The 22,198-nt window shown below is 44.6% G+C and carries 21 protein-coding genes; 7 read left to right on the top strand and 14 right to left on the bottom strand.

The features are described 5' to 3' along the window. Nucleotides 1–44: 44 nt before the first annotated feature. Nucleotides 45–752, top strand: a complete 708-nt coding sequence (locus EPL05_RS17790) for an SAM-dependent methyltransferase (RefSeq protein WP_128535332.1) — start codon at nt 45–47, stop codon at nt 750–752. 6 nt (nt 753–758) lie between these two features. Continuing rightward, nucleotides 759–2,357, top strand: coding sequence for an FAD-dependent monooxygenase (locus tag EPL05_RS17785; protein WP_128535331.1), 1,599 nt, complete (start codon nt 759–761; stop codon nt 2,355–2,357). A gap of 91 nt (nt 2,358–2,448) precedes the next feature. On the opposite strand, the gene miaE is transcribed toward EPL05_RS17785, so the two are convergent. The 4 genes from miaE to EPL05_RS17765 all read right to left on the bottom strand — a co-directional run bounded on the left by miaE (nt 2,449) and on the right by EPL05_RS17765 (nt 5,339). Continuing rightward, on the bottom strand, nt 2,449–3,048 hold the full coding sequence (gene miaE, locus EPL05_RS17780; RefSeq protein ID WP_243837322.1) for a tRNA-(ms[2]io[6]A)-hydroxylase: 600 nt from the start codon (nt 3,046–3,048) through the stop codon (nt 2,449–2,451). Between the two features lie 54 nt (nt 3,049–3,102). Further along, the gene (gene nadD / locus EPL05_RS17775) at nt 3,103–3,675 is read right to left on the bottom strand and encodes a nicotinate (nicotinamide) nucleotide adenylyltransferase (protein ID WP_128535330.1); all 573 of its coding nucleotides are present in this window, start codon (nt 3,673–3,675) and stop codon (nt 3,103–3,105) included. A 119-nt stretch (nt 3,676–3,794) separates the two neighbouring features. Further along, nucleotides 3,795–4,367: a guanylate kinase gene (gene gmk, locus EPL05_RS17770; protein WP_128535329.1), complete on the bottom strand. Its 573-nt coding sequence runs from the start codon at nt 4,365–4,367 to the stop codon at nt 3,795–3,797. Nucleotides 4,368–4,460: 93 nt separating this feature from the next. Then, on the bottom strand, nt 4,461–5,339 hold the full coding sequence (locus tag EPL05_RS17765; RefSeq protein WP_243837321.1) for a YicC/YloC family endoribonuclease: 879 nt from the start codon (nt 5,337–5,339) through the stop codon (nt 4,461–4,463). Between the two features lie 178 nt (nt 5,340–5,517). Between EPL05_RS17765 and EPL05_RS17760 the strand changes: the two genes are divergently transcribed. Next, a complete protein-coding gene (locus EPL05_RS17760) occupies nt 5,518–6,231 on the top strand; it encodes a hypothetical protein (protein ID WP_128535328.1) in 714 nt (237 codons plus the stop codon). 72 nt (nt 6,232–6,303) lie between these two features. On the opposite strand, the gene rnc is transcribed toward EPL05_RS17760, so the two are convergent. The 3 genes from rnc to EPL05_RS17745 are packed head-to-tail and all read right to left on the bottom strand — an operon-like array spanning nt 6,304 to nt 8,549. Continuing rightward, nucleotides 6,304–7,029 (bottom strand): ribonuclease III, encoded by a 726-nt coding sequence (gene rnc / locus EPL05_RS17755; RefSeq protein WP_128535327.1) that lies wholly within the window; start codon nt 7,027–7,029, stop codon nt 6,304–6,306. 9 nt (nt 7,030–7,038) lie between these two features. Next, nucleotides 7,039–8,292: a beta-ketoacyl-ACP synthase II gene (fabF, locus tag EPL05_RS17750; protein WP_128535326.1), complete on the bottom strand. Its 1,254-nt coding sequence runs from the start codon at nt 8,290–8,292 to the stop codon at nt 7,039–7,041. A 20-nt stretch (nt 8,293–8,312) separates the two neighbouring features. Then, complete coding sequence (locus EPL05_RS17745) at nt 8,313–8,549, bottom strand: acyl carrier protein (protein ID WP_031266521.1); 237 nt, start codon at nt 8,547–8,549, stop codon at nt 8,313–8,315. Between the two features lie 151 nt (nt 8,550–8,700). Here EPL05_RS17745 and EPL05_RS17740 point away from each other — a divergent pair, with 151 nt between their 5' ends. Both EPL05_RS17740 and pyk read left to right on the top strand, forming a co-directional pair. Further along, complete coding sequence (locus tag EPL05_RS17740) at nt 8,701–9,120, top strand: IPExxxVDY family protein (RefSeq protein WP_128535588.1); 420 nt, start codon at nt 8,701–8,703, stop codon at nt 9,118–9,120. A gap of 70 nt (nt 9,121–9,190) precedes the next feature. Beyond that, complete coding sequence (gene pyk / locus EPL05_RS17735; protein ID WP_128535325.1) at nt 9,191–10,627, top strand: pyruvate kinase; 1,437 nt, start codon at nt 9,191–9,193, stop codon at nt 10,625–10,627. Nucleotides 10,628–10,732: 105 nt separating this feature from the next. Here pyk and EPL05_RS17730 read toward each other — a convergent pair whose 3' ends face one another. The 7 genes from EPL05_RS17730 to EPL05_RS17700 all read right to left on the bottom strand — a co-directional run bounded on the left by EPL05_RS17730 (nt 10,733) and on the right by EPL05_RS17700 (nt 20,383). Next, nucleotides 10,733–11,416, bottom strand: a complete 684-nt coding sequence (locus tag EPL05_RS17730; RefSeq protein WP_128535324.1) for an SIMPL domain-containing protein — start codon at nt 11,414–11,416, stop codon at nt 10,733–10,735. 159 nt (nt 11,417–11,575) lie between these two features. Beyond that, a complete protein-coding gene (locus tag EPL05_RS17725) occupies nt 11,576–12,076 on the bottom strand; it encodes a thioredoxin family protein (protein WP_128535323.1) in 501 nt (166 codons plus the stop codon). A gap of 179 nt (nt 12,077–12,255) precedes the next feature. Beyond that, nucleotides 12,256–12,861: a lipoprotein signal peptidase gene (locus tag EPL05_RS17720; RefSeq protein ID WP_128535322.1), complete on the bottom strand. Its 606-nt coding sequence runs from the start codon at nt 12,859–12,861 to the stop codon at nt 12,256–12,258. Next, nucleotides 12,862–13,245: a TraR/DksA family transcriptional regulator gene (locus EPL05_RS17715; protein ID WP_128535321.1), complete on the bottom strand. Its 384-nt coding sequence runs from the start codon at nt 13,243–13,245 to the stop codon at nt 12,862–12,864. It lies immediately after the preceding gene. A gap of 1 nt (nt 13,246) precedes the next feature. Continuing rightward, the gene (ileS, locus tag EPL05_RS17710) at nt 13,247–16,630 is read right to left on the bottom strand and encodes an isoleucine--tRNA ligase (protein ID WP_128535320.1); all 3,384 of its coding nucleotides are present in this window, start codon (nt 16,628–16,630) and stop codon (nt 13,247–13,249) included. A 315-nt stretch (nt 16,631–16,945) separates the two neighbouring features. Further along, nucleotides 16,946–18,487: an OmpA family protein gene (locus EPL05_RS17705; RefSeq protein ID WP_128535319.1), complete on the bottom strand. Its 1,542-nt coding sequence runs from the start codon at nt 18,485–18,487 to the stop codon at nt 16,946–16,948. A 66-nt stretch (nt 18,488–18,553) separates the two neighbouring features. Then, nucleotides 18,554–20,383: a hypothetical protein gene (locus tag EPL05_RS17700; protein WP_128535318.1), complete on the bottom strand. Its 1,830-nt coding sequence runs from the start codon at nt 20,381–20,383 to the stop codon at nt 18,554–18,556. A 222-nt stretch (nt 20,384–20,605) separates the two neighbouring features. Between EPL05_RS17700 and ku the strand changes: the two genes are divergently transcribed. Next, nucleotides 20,606–21,376, top strand: a complete 771-nt coding sequence (gene ku / locus EPL05_RS17695; protein WP_128535317.1) for a non-homologous end joining protein Ku — start codon at nt 20,606–20,608, stop codon at nt 21,374–21,376. A 122-nt stretch (nt 21,377–21,498) separates the two neighbouring features. Next, a complete protein-coding gene (locus EPL05_RS17690) occupies nt 21,499–22,059 on the top strand; it encodes a YciE/YciF ferroxidase family protein (RefSeq protein WP_128535316.1) in 561 nt (186 codons plus the stop codon). The last annotated feature ends 139 nt before the right edge of the window (nt 22,060–22,198 follow it).

Here is a 22,198-nt window from a genome sequence, read left to right as displayed (position 1 = left end):
TTTTACAATTAGCTTAAATTAAATAAAAAACGTCAATTTGCATAATGCAACCAGGAACGCTTTTTTTAATACCCGTACCCCTCGCCGATGCCGCATCGGCAAAATCATTTACCCCCTACCTTGTAGATACCATTAACGTGGTAAAAGAGTACATTGTAGAGAACGAGAAAACCGCCCGCCGCTTTTTAAAAGAGGCCGGACTAAAAACGCCGCAAAGCGAACTGGTGATCCACGATTATGGCAAGCACAAGCGCGACGATGGCTTAAAAGAGTTCTTCGCAGGTTTAATGGCTGGAAATGATGTTGGTTTAATGAGCGAAGCGGGCTGCCCCGGCATTGCCGACCCGGGCGCGGACATTGTGGCCGAGGCTCACCGCAAAGGAATCAAAGTAGTGCCCCTGGTAGGCCCAAGCTCTATATTGTTAGCGCTGATGGCCTCCGGGTTTAGCGGACAAAGCTTCACCTTTCATGGTTACATCCCCATTGATAAAGTGGAACGCGCCAAAAAAATAAAAGAACTGGAAGCATTGGCCGAGAAGAATCAAACGCAATTATTTATCGAAACCCCCTTCCGTAATGATAGTATGCTGGATGATGTGCTGAAAGCCTGCAAGCCGCAAACAAGGCTTTGCATTGCTTGCGATATTACAGCATCAACCGAATTTATAAAAACCATGAGTATAGGCGACTGGAAAAAACAAGTACCTGATCTGCGCAAGCGCCCGGCTATTTTCTTACTCTTCCACGCGTAACGAACGATGATCGCTCTGCCAAAACAAACTGAAGTACTTATAGTAGGAGCAGGCCCCTCGGGGCTGATGATGGCTGCCCAATTGCTGCGGCATGGGGTGATCCCTACCATTATTGATACCCGGCAGGGCCCAACCAATCAATCAAAAGCATTGGCAGTGCAGGCCCGTTCGCTGGAGATCTACCGGCAAATGGGCGTTGTAGAACAGGTATTAAAGGAAGGCAAGCCAGCTGCCGGTGCGATGTTGCACCGCGAAGGCAAGGTTATGGCCACTCTGCCTTTACAAAATGCTGGCACCGGGCAAACACCCTACCCTTATGTGTTAATGTTTCCGCAAAGCAAAAACGAACGCGTTTTGCTGGATTATCTTACCCTAAACTGTTGCCCGGTTTATTGGCAAACCTCTCTTGTTACCTTAAAGCAAACGGAGAGTGGTGTTGAGGCGGAACTCCAAACCCGAGACAACACCCAAATGGTTAACTGTGGCTATGTGGTAGGTGCCGATGGCGCGCACAGTGTAGTACGCAAGCAGTTGGGCATTCCGTTTAACGGTGATACTTACCAGCATAAATTTTACCTGGCCGATATTAAAATAAACAACTCCTTTACCGACGACTTTGTACACCTGTTTCTATCCAATAAAGGCTTCGCAGGTTTTTTTCTGATGCCTGAGGAAAGTAACTTCCGGGTGGTAGGCAACCTGCCTGCAGCATTGGATAATGACGCAGAAAAAAAATTTGATGATGTATTGCCGCATTTGCGCGCAATAACCGCACTGCCGCTGGACGTGGAAAAGGTAAACTGGTTCACCATTTATAAGCTGCACCACCGCATGGCCGAAAAATTTAGTGATGGCCGATGCTTTTTGGTGGGCGATGCCGCGCATATCCATTCGCCGGTTGGCGGACAGGGCATGAATACAGGACTTCAGGATGCCTATAACCTCGCCTGGAAGCTGGCGGGTGTAGTAAACAAGCAGTTTGTCCCCGGTATATTAAACAGCTACGCGGAAGAACGTATGCCTGTTGCCCGCGATTTGCTGAACAGCACCGACAAGGTATTTAACATGGTTACCTCGCAGAGTTTGTTTAGTAATTTTGTCAAACGCTTCATCGTGCCGCCTGCGCTTAAATTCTTTGGGAAAAGCGACAAAATGCGTGCGGCCTTTTTTAAAGGTGTATCGCAAACCGGCATCAGTTATCGCAATAGTACCTTGAACCGTCAGCTCGGCTACCAGGCCATTATACAGGCCGGCGACAGGCTCCCATACCTGGAGATTTTCGACGAGAAGAAACAAACCAAAACAGACATCCACGCCTGGTGCAGCAAGCCCGGTTTCACGCTCATTACTATCGGTATTATTCAGGAAAGTTACCTGTTCACATTAGCCAAATGGATAACGCAGAAGTATAACCTTACGCTCAACTTTTTCCACCTGCCGCCATCAGATAAAAACCAGCACGTGCTGGATAGGTTTGAAGTGCGCCCCGGCCAGCGCAAAGCCCTTATCATTCGACCCGATATGCACATCGGGTATATGAACGATATCGTAGATATCGAAATGATGGACGCTTATTTAAGGGATGTAGTTGGGTTTGTGGTGTAAACATAACACCCTTTTTCTGAACCATGATTTTCCTGATAATGTATTAACAGATGAAACTAACTTGAATTCAAAAACTGACGGGTATTGCTATTTACCCGTGGATGGTTTCGCCTTTGCCATAGTTTTGGATCACCTGCGCTTCAAAATCCAGGAACTCTTTCCAACGTTTGTCCACATCTATCTCAACGGCGTGTTTTTTTGCCAGGCGGATAAACATGGCATAGTGCGTAGCTTCACTTACCATTAGTTCATAATAAAACTCCGAGAGGGCAGTATCATTAATGTTTTCGGACAGTACCTTAAAACGTTCGCAGCTGCGGGCCTCTATCATGGCCGAGAACAGCAGCCTATCGATGAGTTGTGCTTCGCGGCCACCGCCAATAATGATGAATTTGCGCAGCTCGTTCACGTAATTATCCTTACGTTCTTTACCCAGTTTAAAGCCGCGTTGCAGCAGGATATCGTGTACGCGTTTAAAATGTTCCATTTCTTCCTGCGCCAGGGCGATCATCTCCTGAACTACATCGCTCAGGTTGGGGTTTTGTACAATAAGGGTGATAGCATTGGTAGCGGCCTTTTGCTCGCAGTAGGCGTGGTCGGTAAGCAATTCTTCGATGTTGCTTTCCACCACATTCTTCACCCACAAAGGGTCGGTAGGGAGTTGTAATTTTAAGATGGTTTTCTCGCTCACAAGAGCAAAGATAGGAAGAATAGCAGCAAAATTTCAGGAACAGGAAGCAAGAGATTACTTATACAAACCCTTGCTCTCTATAAACTTCAAAACAGGGTCGGGGACAAAATATTGCACGTTCTTTTTTTCGGCGATGGATTTGCGGATAAAGGTTGCAGAAAGTTCCATCTGCGGTGTCATCGTAATAGTAACGGATGGATGCGATGCAAATTCAGCGTTTTCATGCCCGGGGCGCGGGTAAACAAAGATCCGGTAATCGCGCAGAATGAGGCGGTAGTTTTTCCACTTGTGTAACGTGGCCAGGTTGTCCGAGCCCATGATCAGCGCGAACTCGTGCTCGGGATATTTCTCCTTTAAATGGGCGAGGGTATCTATGGTGTATGATGGCTGCGGCAGTTTAAGCTCCACATCGCTCACGGCTATATTGGTGGCATTATCGGTAGCCAATTTAGCCATTTCCAGCCGGTCGTAAGTATTAATAAGGTCGCCGTATTTTTTTAACGGGTTTTGCGGCGATACCACCAGCCACACCTTATCCAGCGCTGTATGGTTGGCCATGTAGTTGGCAATAATTAAATGCCCGATGTGTATGGGATTGAACGAACCGAATAATAAGCCTATTTTCATTCTTGTTCATGGTTAATAGTGCATGGATCATAACAGGCTGGTTGCTTGCTATCGGTACTTTTTTTGGCTGCCCTTTAATTATACTGGAGCGAAGATGGCTATGAACAACGAACCATCAACTATGACCCAATAAAATCCGCCACCAGTTTCTCCGCCTCGGCGCAAGCCGTTTCAAGATCGTAATTTTTGAGGATAATATCAAATTGCGGAGCGTAGTTTAGTTCTTTTTCCGCTTTTTCAAAGCGTTCCAGTAGTTTTTCGGCGCTATCGGTGCCTCGGCCTGTTAAGCGCTCCTTTAAAACCTCTAAAGATGGCGGTTGTACAAATATGGCAAGGGCCTGTCCATCGTATTTACGTTTCAGGTGAAGGCCGCCTTCTACGTCAATATCAAAAATAACCGTTTTTCCTTTTGCCCAAATACGCTCAATCTCGGTACGCAGGGTTCCATAGAATGTACCTGTATAAACTTCTTCAAACTCTACGAACTGCTTTTTAGCGATACGGTGGGTAAATTCGGGCAGGCTGATGAAGTAATAATCCTTGCTATCTTCCTCATCGCCACGGGCCGGGCGCGTAGTAGCAGAAATAGAAAATTCCAGGTTAGGGATCTTACCAAGCAAATGGTGTACTATAGTAGTTTTACCCGCACCCGATGGTGCCGAAAATATGATGAGTTTACCTTCTTTGGTCATTGGTTCATTAGTTCACTCGTTCATTTGTACAATAGTTTATTAGTACAGTCCGCCATGCAAACCAATGAACTAATGAACCATTGAACTAATGAACTATAGCACGTTTAACAGTTGTTCTTTAATTTTTTCAAGCTCTTCTTTCATGCCTACCACCAGCTTTTGCATGTTGGCATCATTTGCTTTGGAGCCGAGGGTATTTATTTCGCGGCCTATCTCCTGCGAAATAAAGCCAAGCTTTTTACCATTGGCATCGGCGTTCTTCAGCGTTTCTATAAAGTAATCGCAATGCGCTTTTAGTCTTATTTTTTCTTCGGTGATATCCAGCTTATCTATAAAGTAGATCAGTTCCTGCTCAAAACGGTTCTTGTCGATGCTATCCGCACCGATTGCCTCGCTCAAAAAGCTGTTAAGGCGTTCGCGGATAACAGGTACGCGTTTCGGCTCCTCAATCTCAACCAACTCCAGGTTTTTGAGGATAATGCCAATACGCATTTTAATATCCTGCTCCAGCACGTTACCTTCATCGCTGCGGAATTTCTGGAAAGCAGCCATGGCTTGGTTAAAGGTTTTCTCTACCAATTTCCATTCATCCTCTGATATAGATTCCTCTTCAAACTTAACCACCTCAGGTAAACCCAGCGCTAATTGCAGCAGGTTTCCGCCCTGTTCGTTCAATTCATCGCTAACAGCTTTTAACTGGTTGTAGTAGTGCTTTAGCAAGGCTTTATCAATACCGGCGGCTTTTATTTCCGCGGCATTTGCCTGCTCTGCATTGATGGATAAATTTACCTTACCGCGTTCAATTTGCTTGCTACAATCGTTACGCAACTGAAATTCTTTTTCCGAGAATATTTTTGGTAAGCGTAAAGAAAGCTCTAAAAATTTGCTGTTCAGGGATTTAATTTCGACGGTATATTTTGTTCTGCCCGAGTCGAAGCTGGCAATTCCATACCCTGTCATGGATTTTATCATGTGCAAAGATAAAGAAAGATTTGAGAAATGAGATTTGAGACAGGCTCGCCAAAAGCCCATCTTCCTATTCCTCCATCTGCACATTTGAAATCCGCTTATCTGCACATCCGCTTTTAACACTTTTTCACATTTCGAATCGTTTTTTAGCTATAAGTTTGTACTATAAATATTTATGCCCTTGAAGCACCTGCTATCATTTCCATTTTTGTTGATGCTCTGTTGCCCGTTTTACGCTAACGCGCAGGAGGCTAAGGGAACCACCTACCGTAAAATATCTAACGAGCGACTATCTGCCGTGAAGGTAACCAACCTAAAAAATAGGATCTCGGCCACCAGCGATGAGTTGGGAAATTATACCATTAAAGCAAACCTCGGCGATACGCTTGAATTTACAAAGCTGGATTATACGGTGCAAAAACAAGAGTACGAAGGCTTTAGCATGGTAGTTTACATGCAGCCCGAGTTTAAACTGGCCGAAGTACGCATTACCGGGCAAACCAAAAAGCAGGAACTGAAAGAAATAATGGGCGCGTACCGAAGCAAGGGTACTTTTTATAATGGCAAGCCGCCTGCCCTATCATTCCTTACCTCGCCCATAACTGGCTTTTACGAACTGTTTGGTAAAACCCCGGCGCGCGCGCGCCGCTTTGCCACCTTTGCCAAACGCGAAGTGGAGGCCAGCGAGGTAGATCGCAGGTACAATAAACCGCTGGTAATGCGCATAACTGGCCTAACAGACACCACACAGGTACAAAAATTCATGGATTACTGGCGCCCGTCTTTTGAGGACCTGAAAATATGGGCCGATTACGATCTCATTAAACACATCAAATCAAACTTTGAATATTTCCGCAAGGAAGGTGATAAAAGCGGCTTGCCGAAGTTATATTAGTAAGTGGTGAGTGGTTGAATGGTGAGTGGCTCTTTTCACATCCGAAATTGAAAATCCGACATTCGAAATTTCTTATATTCCCAACGCAGCACAAGCTTTTTCCGCTGCCAATTTCTCAGCGTTCTTTTTGCTGAATTCTTTGCCTGATCCCATTACCTCGCTATCAATACTGGCTTGTATGGTAAACAGCTTGGGGCTCTCACCTTCCAGATTAGTTATTACATCAAAGCTGATATCCTTACCATGGCGCTGACACCATTCAATCAGTTTGCTTTTAAAGTTAGTTTCGGTTTGCTCCAGCTTGTGGATATCTATGTGCGATTTGATGATGTGGTTTACCAAAAAATTGCGCGTAAAATCGTATCCTTTATCCAGGTAAACGGCGCCGATAAGCGCTTCAAAGGCATCGCCGAGGAGCGAACCCTGCCTGCCGGAGTTTAATATTTTGGTATCAAACTCTATCAGTTTATCAAAGCCAAGTTTTTTACCCAGCGCATTAAGGTTGTTACGGCTTACAATTTTGGAACGGAGCTCGGTTAAAAAGCCCTCGTCTTCATAAGGGTAAAGCTTAAAAAGCACTTCGGCTACAACACTGCCCAGCACGGCATCGCCCAAAAACTCCAGGCGTTCGTTACTGTTTTTTACCCCTTTTTTGATGTTTTGGGCAACCGATTTATGGCGAAAAGCCAACCGATATAAAGATAAATTGCCCGGAACGAAGCCGAGCAAATTCTTTAAAACCTTAACGTATTTTCTATTAGGGGAAATATATAGCTTGTAGAAACGGCTAAGTGGCATCCAACGAAGTTATTGCTGGTATCTTTTAAATATGACCGATGCATTGTGGCCACCAAAACCAAAGCCATTGCTCTGCACTACATTTACCTCGCGTTTTTGCGCGGTGTTAAAAGTAAAGTTGATCCGTGGATCAAAAGCAGGGTCATCGGTAAAGTGGTTGATGGTTGGTGGGATGATACCGTTTTGCAATGCCAAAATAGAGGCAATTGCTTCAACAGCACCTGCAGCACCAAGTAAATGGCCTGTCATCGATTTTGTTGAACTGATGTTGATATCGTACACCCTATCGCCAAAGGCATCCTGTATAGCTTTTACTTCCTGCGGGTCGCCAATTGGGGTTGATGTACCGTGTACATTAACATAATCAACGTCGAGCGGGGTTAAGCCGGCATCTTCTAAAGCAGCTTTCATCACTAATGATGCGCCTAACCCATCAGGGTGTGGAGCGGTCATGTGGTAAGCATCGGCACTCATACCGCCGCCAACCATTTCAGCATAAATTTTGGCACCACGTTTAAGCGCGTGCCCTAATTCTTCTAAAATAATGGTACCCGCGCCTTCGCCGGCAACAAAACCATCGCGGTCCAGATCAAACGGGCGCGAAGCGGTTGCAGGGTCGTCGTTACGTGTACTTAGTGCGTGCATGGCGTTAAAACCACCAATACCGGCTTCATTTATAATAGCTTCAGACCCGCCGGTGATAAACATATTTGCTTTACCCAGGCGCAGGTAGTTGAAAGCATCAATAAGCGAGTTATTTGATGAAGCACAAGCAGAAACCGTTGTAAAATTTGGCCCACGCAAACCATATTTAATAGATATATGACCTGGTGCTATGTCGGCTATCATTTTAGGGATAAAGAACGGGTTAAATTTTGGTGTACCATCGCCTTTAGCAAAGTTTACAACCTCATCTAAAAACGTTTTTAACCCGCCGATGCCTGATCCCCAGATAACGCCGATGCGGCTGGTATCCAGTTTTTCAAAATCCAATCCGGCATCTTTAACAGCCTCTTCTGTAGAAAATAAAGCATATTGCACAAACGGATCGAGCTTACGGGCTTCTTTTCTGCCCAAAAAACCTTCCGCGTCAAAATTCTTTACCTCACAAGCAAACTTAGTTTTGAACTTCGAGACGTCAAAACTTTTGATAAAGGCAGCGCCGCTTACCCCATTGATCAAACTGTTCCAATATTCAGGAACGGTGTTACCAATTGGAGTAAGCGCTCCAAGCCCGGTTACTACAACTCTTTTAAACTCCATTTAACAGTTTTAAGAGGAGCTTATTTAACGTTTTTCTCAAGGTAAGCAACAGCCTGGCCAACAGTACCGATAGTTTCGGCCTGATCATCAGGAATTGCAACGTTAAATTCTTTTTCAAACTCCATGATTAGTTCCACGGTGTCTAAAGAGTCCGCACCAAGATCGTTGGTGAAGCTTGCTTCTGGTGTAACTTCACTTTCGTCAACACCCAGTTTTTCCACGATAATAGCTTTTACTCTTGAAGCGATATCAGACATAGTCTTAATAGTTTAATGATTAATAAATTTTCAGTGCAAAGAAAAATAAATTATGTTAAATATCAAATCTAAAAACTTCGCATAATTAAGAGAACAATATTTTAATGCAAAGGTTTGGATTAGTAATTTTAACGCCGTAAAAGTAATGATTTTGAACAGGAAAAATTTAAAGTTTGAGATCGATTTTGATTTTATATTAATTGCGCTTACAACATCGCTTAAAGATTACCGCATTTGTTACCTTATTAACAAAAGTTTAAACTTTAATTTTGTGCGCGAAGATGATTTAAAATTGGATATTGGCCCCGGTGGCAGCGAAGTTTTGTTCTCTATTTACCATTATAGCTGGGAAACTACCGAAACAGATTTTATTTTTATTGGTAATAAGGGATCAGACGGTTACCTTGTGCCCGAAATGCGGGAGGCCGATTATTTTATATTAATAAAGAATTATATAGACGAAAACGACCTTGAACACCTAATTTCGGCCCTTAATAGGATCCCCGAAGTGGTTGCCGCTGTAAAGATTGAACCGAAAAAAATAAAATCACGGGAAAATCTTTTATTTTAGCGGAAATTTAGATGTGTCAATACTACACTATTATAGTATTATTAGAATAGCCCGATTTAAACCTGAGAATATGAATTTTTATTATAACCGTACCAAAATTGTTGCTACCATGGGGCCGGCATCAGCCAAAAAGGAAGTTTTACTGGCCATGATACGCGCCGGCTTAAACGTTTGCCGCCTTAACTTTTCGCATGGTAAGCCAGAAGACCACAAGAAATTTGTTGACCTTATCCGCGAGATAAACGCGGAATATAAAACCAACGTGGGTATCCTTGCCGACTTACAGGGCCCAAAAATCCGCATCGGATTGGTAAAAGATGGGGGTATACATCTTATTAACGGTACGCGCATTAACATCACTACAAAAGAATGTATTGGTGATGACAACCAGATATACATCACTTACGAAACTTTTCCGCAAGATGTGCAGGCAAATGAAATCATCCTTTTAGATGATGGAAAACTGCAACTGAAAGTTATTGAGACCAACCGTAAAGACGCTGTTATTTGCGAGGTTGTACACGGTGGTATATTAACATCCCGCAAAGGTGTTAACCTGCCAAATACTAAAGTATCTATCCCAAGCTTAACCGCAGAAGACTTAGTTAACCTGCAATACGCCTTAGAGTGGGACCTGGATTGGATAGGCCTTTCCTTCGTTCGTACCGGGCAGGATATTGTAGACCTAAAGCGCATCATCCGCGAAAGCGGCAAAACTGCCCGCGTAATTGCTAAAGTGGAAAAACCAGAAGCAATAGATAATATAGACGAGATCATAGCTGCTACCGATGGCGTAATGGTTGCGCGTGGCGACCTGGGCGTGGAAATGCCTTTAGAAGAAGTGCCTTTATTACAGAAAATGATTGCCCGCAAATGCCGCGATGCCTCTAAACCGGTTATTGTTGCAACACAGATGCTGGAAAGCATGATAACTACCCCGCGCCCAACCCGCGCCGAAGTGAACGACGTAGCTAACTCTGTATTGGATGGCGCTGATGCAGTGATGCTAAGCGGCGAAACCTCTGTTGGCGAGTTTCCGGTTATTGTTATTGAGACAATGGCTAAGATTGTACGTAACGTGGAAGACCTGGGCTACCCGTTCAATGCATCTAAAAAAGAGAATCTGGATACCGCTCATCCAAACTTCCTGAGCGATAACCTTTGCGGCAGCGCGGTTTACCTTGCAGAGCATACTAAAGCGGCGGGCATCGTATCTATGACCACCTCGGGCTACACAGCCTTCGAAATTTCGAGTTACAGGCCAAAAGCGGGCACGTACATCTTCACATCAAACAAACAGCTCCTGAACGCGCTGAGCCTTGTTTGGGGCGTACGTGCATTCTACTACGATCATTTAGAAAGCACCGACCAAACCATTACCGATGTAAACGACATCCTGAAAGCACAAAGCCTGATCCACACCGGCGATGTGGTTATCAATACCGCGGCGGTGCCTATCACCAAACATGGCAAAACAAATATGCTTAGGGTGAGTGTGGTTGAATAATTTTGAGTTATAAGTCTTGAGGCGGAAGTCTTAAGCGTTTGAAAATAGAAACAGGGTTATTGCGATAAGCGGTAACCCTGTTTTGTTTTGGTACGTTTTGTTTGCTTACTTTATCTCGAATACGGCAGATACCTGGAAGCTAAGCTTGATGGATTTGAAGTTGATATTCGACGACGGGGTAGCTTCCGCTGCATAGCTTATTGAATTGGCATAAGGGATTGCCTGTCGCGGGAAGTAGCTGTTATCAGCCTCTGTGATACTGATGGGCCTGCCCAAGGTTTCGCCGAGGCTTGCAAGCAGGTATTCTGCCTTGTCGCGAGCAGCTAAAAGAGCCTTTATCTTAAGTTCTTTTTTAAAGGTGGTTATTTTAGAATGATCGTAACCAACAATGCTTGTAGCTTCTATGCCCTTTGGATCAAGTTCGCTTAATATCTGATTATATTTGGCAAGGTCGTGAAATTTGATGCCATATTGCTTTCCCACCAAAAAGCCCGGATTTCCTTTTTTCTCGTTCCAATTCCACGCATCAAGGTTATTTATGGTAAAATCTTTTTTTTCAACGCCTGCAAGTGCTACGGCCTTTTGTAATTTAGCTTCTAACTCAGATATCGTTACTTTTTTATTTCCGTTAATGTATTCTTTTAGGGATATCGTTACGTTGATAATGTCGGGCGTAATTTCCTGCTCGGCCGTACCGCTTACTTCAATTTTACGGCGAAGGTCTACTTGTTGTGCCCACGTGTTAAATGCAAATGCCACCAGGGCCACTATTACCAGTAATTTTTTCATGATGTTGGATTTATAAGGTTAATGGTAGCATAACGGATATTTTTGGCAAACCAGTATGGGATGTTTTATAAAAAGATATATAACAGAAAATGGTTAGCATTAGCGCTAACCATTTTAAACTTTAACTATGACGTTGGGTATAAATTTAAAGCTAAATTCTTATTTCGTCTTCGTTTCTACATAACTCTTAGGATCAAGCGCGGCGGGTGCCCAGTTTTGGAAAAACTCCAGCACTTTTTCTTTGCTGTAGCCTTTGCCTTCTTCCAGGTAAGCCGAGTTTTGGGTATGTAAGCGATTGCCTTTGCCATCCAATATAATAAACACCGGGAAGCCAAAACGCTGCGGAAAACCAAGTTCGGCAAGCAACTTTTCGTTCATGTTCTCTTTGCTGTAGTTTACGTGCACTATTTCGTAATTGCTGTTCATGTAGGTATTAAGAGAGTCTGTAGAGGTAACCATGCCGTTAAAACGCAGGCACCAGCTGCACCAGTTGCCGCCAATTTGCAGTAAAACGTTCTTGTGCGCAGCAGCAGCCTTCTTTACCGAAGCAGCTATTTCTGCTTTGGCATCCGCTTCGGGGTGGTACAGGGTTGGTGTAGTTTGAGCCTTAGCTATATTAACAAGGCCAATGATGGCCGCAATAAAGAGTATTTTTTTCATGGAGGGGGTGTTTTGTTAAAGCTAATATAGAAATTAAGCCTCAAAGAATAGTAAGCAACAGGTAAACTTTCGGTAAGGACAGGAAGGCGGAAGAACATCAACAAAACGGGGTTAGCTTGCGCATAACCCCGTTCATATATTTATATCTTCGAACTTCCGACTAAGACTTCGGACTTAAACTAATCCTCCACCATTTCGCTGTTTGGGCTGCTTTCTTCAACCTCTTCGTGTTTGAAGTAGCGTTTCTGATTAAACAGTATAAGGATAACACCAACAGATATGGCCGAATCGGCGAGGTTGAATATGGGGCGGAAGAAGATGAATTCTTCGCGGCTCCAGAAAGGCATCCATGCCGGGAAATGACCCGTTAACAGCGGGAAGTAGAACATATCTACCACGCTCCCGTGAAACAGAGGCGCATAATTATAAATGACACCGTAAAAAACCGAATCGACAATATTACCCATCGCTCCGGCCAATATCAGGGCAACCATCATAATTAATCCGCGATGGTATTTGTGCTTAATAAGGTACACCAGCCCGTAGCCAATGCCACATACCGCCACAATACGGAAAAGCGTTAAGGTAAGTTTACCCATCTCCCCGCCCAGTTCCATCCCAAAGGCCATACCGGGGTTTTCGGTGTAACGGAGCATACCCCTATCGCCAAGGAAATGAATTTCGTCGCCCAGGAGCATATTCTTCCTAACCCAAATCTTAATGATCTGGTCGAGCAGGACGATTAAAGCAGCAGTTAAGAAAGGTTTTGTATAAGCTGCCTTCATTTATTGCTTTAGTTTGGCTTCCATAGTAAGCGTGGTATGCGGCACCGCGCGCAAACGCTCTTTAGGGATAAGCTTGCCGGTTTCGCGGCAAATACCGTAAGTTTTGTTTTCTATACGTACCAAAGCGGCCTCTAACTGCTCTATAAATTTCTTTTGGCGTGCAGCTAACTGATTTATTTGCTCTTTCTCTAACGTAGCAGAACCATCTTCCAATGTTTTGTAAGTGCCGGCGGTATCATCTGTACCATTTGCATTTGGCGAGCTTAACGATGTTGCCAATGCAGCAAGCTCTTCTTTAGAGCTGCGTAGTTTTTCTAACAGCAGGTCTTTAAATTCCTTCAGTTCTGTGTCAGAATATCTTGTTTTTACGGTTTCTTGGCTCATGTTAATTTTTACTAATAACTATTAAAATTTCAATTCCATCAATCTCTACTTTGTCGCCTTCATCTAATTGACTATCAAGCACAAGGCGCTCTGCCAAAATTTCGGCGCAAATATAGGATAAATTATTTTTCACTGCTTCGCGAATGTAAGGGTGATCGCTGATGCGGACATTTATCTTATCAGTTACCTCAAACCCCTTTTCTTTTCGCAGGTTTTGTATCTTACTTACTAATTCCCTGGATATTCCCTCCTGTTTTAACCCTTCGGTTACGGTAACATCTAAAGCCACCGTTAGTTTGCCTGAATTTGCAACCTGCCAGCCCGGAACATCTTCCGCAGTAATTTCTACGTCAGAAAGTAGTATCGAGTATTTGCCATCAAGCACAGGGATATTACCATCGCTCTCCAATTTAGCTATCTCATCCTGCCCAAAAGCGTTTATCGCGGCAGCAACATCTTTCATGTCCTTACCTACTTTAGCACCCAGGGCTTTAAAGTTTGGTTTTATCTTTTTCTTAACAAAGCCTGCGGTATCGGTAATATATTCTATCGCCTTAATGTTGGTTTCTGATAAGATCAGGTCTTTCACCTTTTCCACCTGCTCCATAAAGTCTTTATCCAGTATCGGCAATAAGATCTTACCTAAAGGGCGGCGAACCGGGATCTCTATCTTTTTACGCAGCGATAATACCAGCGATGATATATCCTGTGCAAGCTGCATCCGTTCTTCCAGCGCGGTATCAACCAATTCAGGATTGTATACCGGGAAGTAAGCCAAATGCACCGATTCGAATTGTTCTTTACCTGTTACCGAGTTTAGGTCGGTATATAAACGCTCGGCAAAGAATGGCGCAATTGGCGACATCAATTTACTGATGGTAATTAAACAGGTATAAAGTGTTTGGTAAGCCGATAGCTTATCCTCTGTGCTATCCGACCTCCAGAAACGGCGGCGGCTCAGGCGGATAAACCAATTGCTAAAGTGCACATCCACAAATTCCTGTACGGCACGGGCAGCTTTGGTAGGCTCAAAATCGGCATAGTAGCCGTCCACCTCTTTACTCAAAGTATTTAATAACGAGATGATCCAGCGATCTATCTCCGGGCGGTCGTTAATGTTTATTTCGGCTTCCTCGTACTTAAACTTATCAATATTGGCGTAGAGCACAAAGAACGAGTACGTATTGTACAGTGTACCAAAGAACTTGCGGCGAACCTCGTCCAGGCCTTCAATATTAAATTTCAGGTTATCCCAGGGCGCGGCGTTGCTGATCATGTACCAGCGGGCAGCATCGGCACCGTACTGGTTAATGGTTTCGAACGGGTCGATACCATTACCCAGGCGCTTGCTCATTTTGTTACCGTTCTTATCCAACACCAAACCATTGCTGATCACGTTTTTAAACGCGATACCTTTGTTGCCAACTTCGGCATTCACGGCTTTTATTTCGTCGCTGGCTTCGCTTAGCATCACCGCAATGGCATGCAGGGTAAAGAACCAGCCACGGGTTTGGTCAACACCTTCGGCAATAAAATCTGCCGGGTAGGCGGCTTTAAAAGCATCAGCATTCTCAAACGGGAAATGCCATTGCGCGTAAGGCATGGCACCGCTATCAAACCAAACGTCTATCAGGTCGGGCTCGCGCAGCATTTTGTTGCCGGTGGCTGAGGTTAATATCACATCATCCACATAAGGGCGGTGCATATCTTCCAGTTTAAAGCCGGCGGGCATAAAGCCTGAGGCGATAGATTTTTCTATCTCGGCGTTCAGCTCGGCAATGGAACCGATGCATTTTTCTTCACCACCGTTTTCCTCGCGCCAGATAGGCAGCGGGGTGCCCCAGTAGCGTGAGCGGGAAAGGTTCCAGTCTACCAAATTCTCCAGCCAGTTGCCAAAGCGGCCTGTGCCGGTGCTTTCCGGTTTCCAGTTGATGGTTTTGTTCAGCTCCACCATTTTATCCTTTACGGCGGTGGTGCGGATGAACCAGCTATCCAGCGGGTAGTATAGTATCGGCTCGTCGCTGCGCCAGGAGTGCGGGTAGCTGTGTTCGTATTTTTTTACATCGAACGCTTTGTTCTCTGTTTTTAGTTTGATAGAGATCAGCACATCGGTAGGTTTAAAACCTTCCACTGCGCGCTCTGCATCGCTGTAGTATTCTTCTTTTACGTAACGGCCGGCATAGTCGGTAACTTCTTCAACAAAACGGCCTTGCTTATCTACAAGGGGTACATCTTTGCCGTTCTCGTCCTGCACCATTACAGATGGTACGTTGTTTTCCTTACATGCCCTAAAGTCATCCGCACCAAAAACAGAAGCGGTGTGCACAATGCCGGTACCATCCTCGGTAGTAACAAAATCTGCCGGGATAACGCGGAACGCATTTTTCTCCAGGTCTTCATTAGTTACGTAAGGCATCAGCTGTTCGTAGTGCAAACCGAGTAACTGGCTGCCTTTTATTTCCGCTTCTACTTTATAAGGAATAATTTTATCGCCGCCCTTGTAATCTTCAAATGAAGCGTTCTCGCCTTCGGCCTTAAAGTATTTTTTTACCAAATCCTTTGCCAAAATCACGCTAACCGGTGTATAGGTGTAAGGGTTAAAGGTTCTTATTTTAACGTAGGTAATGTTTTCGCCAACGGCTAATGCGCAGTTTGATGGCAAAGTCCATGGGGTGGTGGTCCAGGCCAGGATGAAAACATCTGTGTTGGTACCTTCAAATAAAAATTCCGAATCACCATCGCGTTTTACTTTAAACTGCGCTGTAATGGTAGTATCCTTCACCATTTTGTAGGTACCCGGCTGGTTCAGCTCGTGCGAGCTAAGGCCAGTGCCCGATTTTGGCGAGTATGGCTGCACCGTGTAACCCTTGTACAACCAGCCCTTTTTGTAAAGCTGTTGCAGTATCCACCAAAGGCTTTCTATGTATTCGTTCTCGTAGGTAACGTATGGGTTTTCCAGGTCAACCCAGTAGCCCATTTTTTCGGTCAGGTCGTTCCATACATCGGTATAGCGCATTACCTCCTTGCGGCAAGCGTCGTTATATTCTTTTACGGAAATCTTTTTACCGATATCGTCCTTAGTGATGCCAAGCGATTTTTCTACAGCAAGTTCTATAGGTAGGCCGTGGGTATCCCATCCGCCTTTGCGTTTCACCTGGTAGCCTTTGAGCGTTTTATAACGGCAAAAGATATCTTTAATAGAGCGCCCCATCACGTGGTGAATGCCGGGCATTCCATTCGCGCTTGGCGGGCCTTCGTAAAAAGTATACGGCTTGGTGGCCGGCCTGCTGCTTATGCTCTTTTCAAATATGCCGTTCTGCTGCCAGAACTCCAGTATATCCTTACCTGTTTGCGACAGGTTTAACTGCTTATATTCCTTGTACATCAATCTGTTCGCCTCGAATTTTAAAGGCTGCAAAAATACGCAATTTTATCTTAAAAAAGGAGAAAAGCAGTGAAATGGCGGGGCAAAATAATAACACGAATCTCACGAATAGGACGAATTTCACGAATTAATAATGAATACTAATTTCACCACGGAACACGCAGATGGAAAAACGCAGAGTTACTTGGAGAGCTTAATACTATTCTCTGTGTAACTCTACGGCTATTAAACCCGCAGATCCCCATTAGCTCTGCGGCTCGATACAGCCGCCTATCAAATTCGCAAAATTCGTCCTATTCGTGAAATTCGTGTCTTTTAATAATTCAATATCGTAAACTCCACCCTCCGGTTTTGCGCCCGGCCCTCGTCATTATCGTTGGTGGTTACCGGGCGGGTTTTACCGTAGCCGCTTGCCTTTAACCGGGCAGGCGCTACGCCTTTGGTGGTTAGATATTTCACTACCGAAAACGCGCGCGCTGCCGAAAGTTTGTTGTTGGCGTCATCGCTACCTACGTTATCGGTGTGGCCGCCAAGTTCAATTTCCAGCTTTGGTTTGCTTTGCAGCAATGCTACCAGGCGGTTCAGGTCGGGGAAGGACTCGGGCTTCAGTTCGGCTTTGCCAAACTCGAAGAAGATATTGTTGATACGCACCACCTGCCCTTTTTCAAACGGCACCATGTACAGATCGCGGGTAATTTCCTGGTATTCGCCCACTTTGGTGAGGTCGAGGTTATCCGAGATGGGGATAAAGTTCTCTTGGCTGGAGTTAAAACCAAAGTTTTTACCGTAAGGCAAAACTATCTGGTAGGCACCGGTACCCGGGTCGCTAATGGCGATGCCTTCGTTATTGCCATTGGCCAGATCCTCGTAAATAATAGCGGCCTCTATAGGTTCTAAGGTTTTCTTGTTCAGTACACGGCCTTTTACCAATACCACGGGTTGCGGTTTTATATTATCGTTCAGCTTAATGCGCACAATATCGCTCTCGCCAAAACCGCCCTCTTTAGAGCTGATCATATACGCATAATCGCCCTTGGCAGACAACCGGAAATACGACTCCCATTTGGCGGAATTTACCGAGGGACCAAGGTTAACGGGTTCCGACCATTTTTGCCAGGTATCATCCAGGCGGGTAGTTTTGTAAATGTCATTATCGCCCAATCCACCGGGCCTGTCGCTACTGAAATAAAGCGTTTTATTGTCCAGCGCTACAAATGGCGATGCATCATCATTGCCGGTATTCAGCATTTTAATAGGTGCGGGTCTGCCAAAACCGCCATTAGCATTTTTGAAAGAGATGTAGAGATCATTATTGGCGCCGTCCTTTTCTTCGCTGAAGTAAAACATCATCGCCTTGCCATCGGGCGTCAGCGTTGCGCCTATATATTTACCTTTCACCATATCGGTAAAACCAACAATATCTATCCCTACAGGGGTTTTCCATCCGCCCGTAGTGTTGCGTGTAACCACCGAATAACCCGTGCCGGTTACGCGTGTGCCATTTTTAAAATACCCTTTTATAATGATGGTATTATTATCGGTAGATACATTGGAAATGGCGGAGTGTGTAAGTCCATTGTTGAAGGGCGCTGCCATATACCGGGCCAGCATCCACTCGCCTTTTTCGTCCTGCTTGGAGTACCACAGGCTTTGGATCTCCTCGTTTGCTGCCTTGCGGAACATTTCGCGCAAAAAGTACATTTCGCGGCCATCCGCAGATATAACCGGGGTAAGTTCGGCGTAGCGGCTATTTACCTTATTTCCTAAATTTACCGGCAGGTAGGCATCCTGCGCACGGCTGCCAATGGCTGCGAATACGAGCAGAACAAACCAAAATATTTCTTTTAAAGCCTTCATTATTTGTTGAGATAAAACAACAGCCGGCTTTTGGCCGGCTGTATATGGTTTGGGTTGAAAGGGTTATTATTTGGTAAGATCTACCCGCGATAACAATATCTTATCGCCTTTTTCGGTTTCGCTAAAGAACAGGCTATAATTGCCCAAGCGGGTTTCATTGGTATTGGGGAACAAGTAGAAGCTCTTTTTCTCGCTCTCGCCTAAAAATTTAAACTCTGATAGCTGCCCGTCTGCGATGTTAATAGAACCATACTCCATGTTATACAATGGCGACCAGGTGGTGGTTTCGGTATTAGAGCTGAAGCCGAACGTGGTATGCGATTCTTTATGGATGGATTTTGCCATACGCATCATCCAGTACAGGCTTTTGCCGTCACCGCTTTCCTGTATAAAGCTTTTGGATGGGATCATATCCGAAGTAAGCGGGGACTTATTGAAGAAACCACTGGTTTTGCTTTGATCTAAAAACACACCGTAGTTGCGTTTGAGGTTGCCCGTAGGGTCGAACTGGAACATGTATACGCCTTTGTAGCTGCGGCCTTTTTTTATCTTTTTAAAATCCTGTCCGTTTACAAATACATCGCCACTTTTGGAGAAGGAGATCCCGTTGATCACAAAGCTTTTGCCATCAAACTCGGCAAATTTCTTTTGGTCGGATGGTTTGGCCTGCAGTTTTTCAAAATCCTCGATGGTAGGGCAGCTCAGGAAATCGAATTTGCCGTTGCTGATCTTACCTATCTGGAAGTTGGTATACTTCATCGCATCCATGATCTCATCTATCTTGCCTTGGGTGATTCCGAAGTCAGCAGAGCCGGACAGCATAGAGAATCCACTTTTCAGTGCCCCCAATCCTCCGCTGCCCGAGCTTGCCGCTTCTTTTTCGTCGTCATCTGCCGATGTGGTTGGCACCATCACCGTTTTATATACCTGGTTTACGTACTTGTCCTGGTCTTTATTATTTGCAGACCCATATACAAACACCGAACCATCATGGTCATAAGCACCCAATACGCGCCAACCGTTTGATGGAGACTTAAAGTTGAATTTCTCCAGAACTTCACCCTGGGTGTTCAGCCTGATGTAAGTGTAATTGTTCTTATCCGGGTCGATAACATCTTTATCCACACCACCTCCGCTGCTGTTGGGGGCAAACACCATCACCCAATCGCGCGGGTAATCATCGTTATCCAGTTCAGAATTGTCATCTTCCAGCGCGGCCGAATAAACCGGAATGTTAGGATATTTAAACTCCACCGTACCCACGGTTTTTATGTTTACCTGGTTATCGCAGCTTAAGATATCATAGTGCATCATAGAGCCTGCCAGGTCGTTCTTTTTCTCCTGCCTGCCTGCCATTACCAGCACGGTGCTATCGGGTTTTACCTCATAAGCGCCACCGCGGAAGAAATACTTTTCGCCGCTGCCTTCGTTGGTTGCTTTTGCTTTCTCCAGCTGTTTTACCGATTTATTGTAACTGCCGGTTAGCCAAAGATATTTCCAGGTGATCTCTTTTTTGCGGAACACCAGCTTGCCTGTTAAATTTGCCGAAGCGCTTAAGCTGTGCGAAACATAGCTATCACCTTTAAAGTTGAACCATTTGTATTTCTTTTTCATCTGCTCGATGGGCTGCTCATCTTTTTCGGTATTGATGAGATTAAGCTCTTTATCGTAAGTATAAATTTCGCGTTTCACCATTTTTTTGGTGCTGCTGCGCAATACAAAAACCATATCGAAGGTTTCTTTTCCGGCATTCACCTCTACACCTCCCAGGTAGCCATTTTTGGCTTTGCGGGAAATGTCATAGCTTTTTTCGAGCACGGGCAGCTGCGCGTAAGCCGCGGAGGAAAGCAGCATCATACCAAGCACGATGCCGGGGAGTACATGTTTTAACTTCATAATAAGGTGGTGTTTTTTATCAAAAGTAGCCTTGAGGGCACTGGCGGGCAATACCGTTAAAACGGTATAATAAGTTGCGGTTTTCCGCAAAATCCGTTAAGGCAACAAATCCTATCAAATCAGAGGCTTTGGAAAACCCAATCAATAATTCCACCTTAATCGCCTCACACTAAAACCCTTCACCTTTTTGTTGGTTATCTCTGGTACTAAATTGCCATATTGATGAGATCTATCTGGAAAGGTTCGCTTGGGTTTGGGCTGGTAAACATCCCTGTTAAATTATATTCGGCTGTGCAGAAAAGCACGCTGGACCTGGATATGCTGGATGGGCGCGACCACTCGCGCATCCGTTTCCAACGGGTGAACGAAAACACGCACAAAGAGGTGCCCTACGATAAAATTGTAAAAGGTTATAAGCTGAACGACGATTACGTGGTGGTTGATGCAAAAGACTTTGAAGATGCCGCGCCCGAAAAAAGTAAAGTGATAGAAATTGAAAGCTTTGTGGAACTGGCCGATGTAAACCCCATGTTTTACGAAACCAGCTACTACACCGAGCCGGATACCAAAAACAACAAAGCCTATTCCCTGCTACTAAAGGCATTGCAGCAATCAAAAAAAGCAGGGCTGGCGCGCTTTGTACTGCGCAGCACCGAAAGCCTGTGCATTGTACACCCTCAAAAAAATGTACTGGTGGTTACCCGCATCCGCTTTGGGCAGGAGATTCGCGATACCGAGGACCTGAACATTGCCGATGATGTTACCGTGAGTAAAAAGGAACTGGATGTGGGCCTCGCACTGGTTAACCAATATGCCGAAGATTTTGATGTATCTAAGTATAAAGATGAGTACAACGACGAGTTACTAAAGATCATCCACGCCAAGGCAAAAGGCAAACGCGCTACGGTTAAAAAACTTAAACCGCATAAAACCAGCAGCGACGATCTGTACGATCAGTTGATGAGCAGCTTGAAAGTGAAGAAAGGGGCGTAAGTAACATTGCAATCGCAGATTAAATAAGTCGTTCTAATTAAAATAATTAATAACAACTAAAACTTATTATTACTAATCATGTTGATATAAGAAAAACAAAAACTATAAAAATAGCTAATATCATGGCAACTACTAAAACAGCACCACGCACCAAAAAAGCACCCGAAACAACCGATGTGGTTGAAGATTCGGCACTGAATGAATTATTTTTAGATGAACTGAAAGACATCTATTGGGCAGAAAAACATTTGGTAAAAGCGCTGCCTAAAATGGTAAAAGCAGCTACTTCTGATGAATTAAAAGCCGCTATTGAGACCCACATCACCGAAACTGAAAACCATATTACCCGCTTGGAAAGCGCCTTTGCATCCGTGGGCGAAAAAGCCGTAGCCGTTAAATGCGAAGCGATGGCCGGCCTTTTAAAAGAAGCTGATGAAATTGTAAGCGAAACCAAAAAAGGCACCTTAACCCGAGATGCCGGCATTATATCTGCTGCGCAAAAGGTTGAGCATTACGAAATTGCATCATACGGCACGCTGCGTACCCTTGCGCTTACTTTAGGCTATACGGAAGCTGCCGACCTATTGGAGGCTACCCTCAAGGAAGAAAAAAATTGCGACAGCCTGCTTACCCAAATAGCAGAAGCAGGTATCAATGAAACTGCAAAAACCGAAAAAGAATAACCTACCTGTTCAAAAATAGTAATAAGTAAAAAGGCAACCCGTAAAAGGTTGTCTTTTTTGTTTACCAAAAATTTAGATTACCGTGCAACAGATATAAGTTACGCAGGCACCAGCTCGGCAAATCGGAATTGATAGATTA

Origin of the sequence: Mucilaginibacter gilvus (genome assembly GCF_004054195.1) — a bacterium.
GTDB classification, from domain to species: Bacteria; Bacteroidota; Bacteroidia; order Sphingobacteriales; family Sphingobacteriaceae; genus Mucilaginibacter; species Mucilaginibacter gilvus.
Note: the sequence above shows the minus strand (reverse complement) of the source record. Positions and strands in the feature narration are given on the sequence as shown.

Bases quoted from the DNA above. Each gene is read 5' to 3' on its own strand.
- EPL05_RS17790 (WP_128535332.1), top strand. From the start codon at position 45: ATGCAACCAGGAACGCTTTTTTTAATACCCGTACCCCTCGCCGATGCC.
- EPL05_RS17785 (WP_128535331.1), top strand. From the start codon at position 759: ATGATCGCTCTGCCAAAACAAACTGAAGTACTTATAGTAGGAGCAGGC.
- nadD (WP_128535330.1), bottom strand. From the start codon at position 3,675: ATGAAAATAGGCTTATTATTCGGTTCGTTCAATCCCATACACATCGGG.
- gmk (WP_128535329.1), bottom strand. From the start codon at position 4,367: ATGACCAAAGAAGGTAAACTCATCATATTTTCGGCACCATCGGGTGCG.
- EPL05_RS17765 (WP_243837321.1), bottom strand. From the start codon at position 5,339: ATGATAAAATCCATGACAGGGTATGGAATTGCCAGCTTCGACTCGGGC.
- rnc (WP_128535327.1), bottom strand. From the start codon at position 7,029: ATGCCACTTAGCCGTTTCTACAAGCTATATATTTCCCCTAATAGAAAA.
- fabF (WP_128535326.1), bottom strand. From the start codon at position 8,292: ATGGAGTTTAAAAGAGTTGTAGTAACCGGGCTTGGAGCGCTTACTCCA.
- EPL05_RS17745 (WP_031266521.1), bottom strand. From the start codon at position 8,549: ATGTCTGATATCGCTTCAAGAGTAAAAGCTATTATCGTGGAAAAACTG.
- pyk (WP_128535325.1), top strand. From the start codon at position 9,191: ATGAATTTTTATTATAACCGTACCAAAATTGTTGCTACCATGGGGCCG.
- EPL05_RS17730 (WP_128535324.1), bottom strand. From the start codon at position 11,416: ATGAAAAAATTACTGGTAATAGTGGCCCTGGTGGCATTTGCATTTAAC.
- EPL05_RS17725 (WP_128535323.1), bottom strand. From the start codon at position 12,076: ATGAAAAAAATACTCTTTATTGCGGCCATCATTGGCCTTGTTAATATA.
- EPL05_RS17720 (WP_128535322.1), bottom strand. From the start codon at position 12,861: ATGAAGGCAGCTTATACAAAACCTTTCTTAACTGCTGCTTTAATCGTC.
- EPL05_RS17715 (WP_128535321.1), bottom strand. From the start codon at position 13,245: ATGAGCCAAGAAACCGTAAAAACAAGATATTCTGACACAGAACTGAAG.
- ileS (WP_128535320.1), bottom strand. From the start codon at position 16,630: ATGTACAAGGAATATAAGCAGTTAAACCTGTCGCAAACAGGTAAGGAT.
- EPL05_RS17705 (WP_128535319.1), bottom strand. From the start codon at position 18,487: ATGAAGGCTTTAAAAGAAATATTTTGGTTTGTTCTGCTCGTATTCGCA.
- EPL05_RS17700 (WP_128535318.1), bottom strand. From the start codon at position 20,383: ATGAAGTTAAAACATGTACTCCCCGGCATCGTGCTTGGTATGATGCTG.
- ku (WP_128535317.1), top strand. From the start codon at position 20,606: ATGAGATCTATCTGGAAAGGTTCGCTTGGGTTTGGGCTGGTAAACATC.
- EPL05_RS17690 (WP_128535316.1), top strand. From the start codon at position 21,499: ATGGCAACTACTAAAACAGCACCACGCACCAAAAAAGCACCCGAAACA.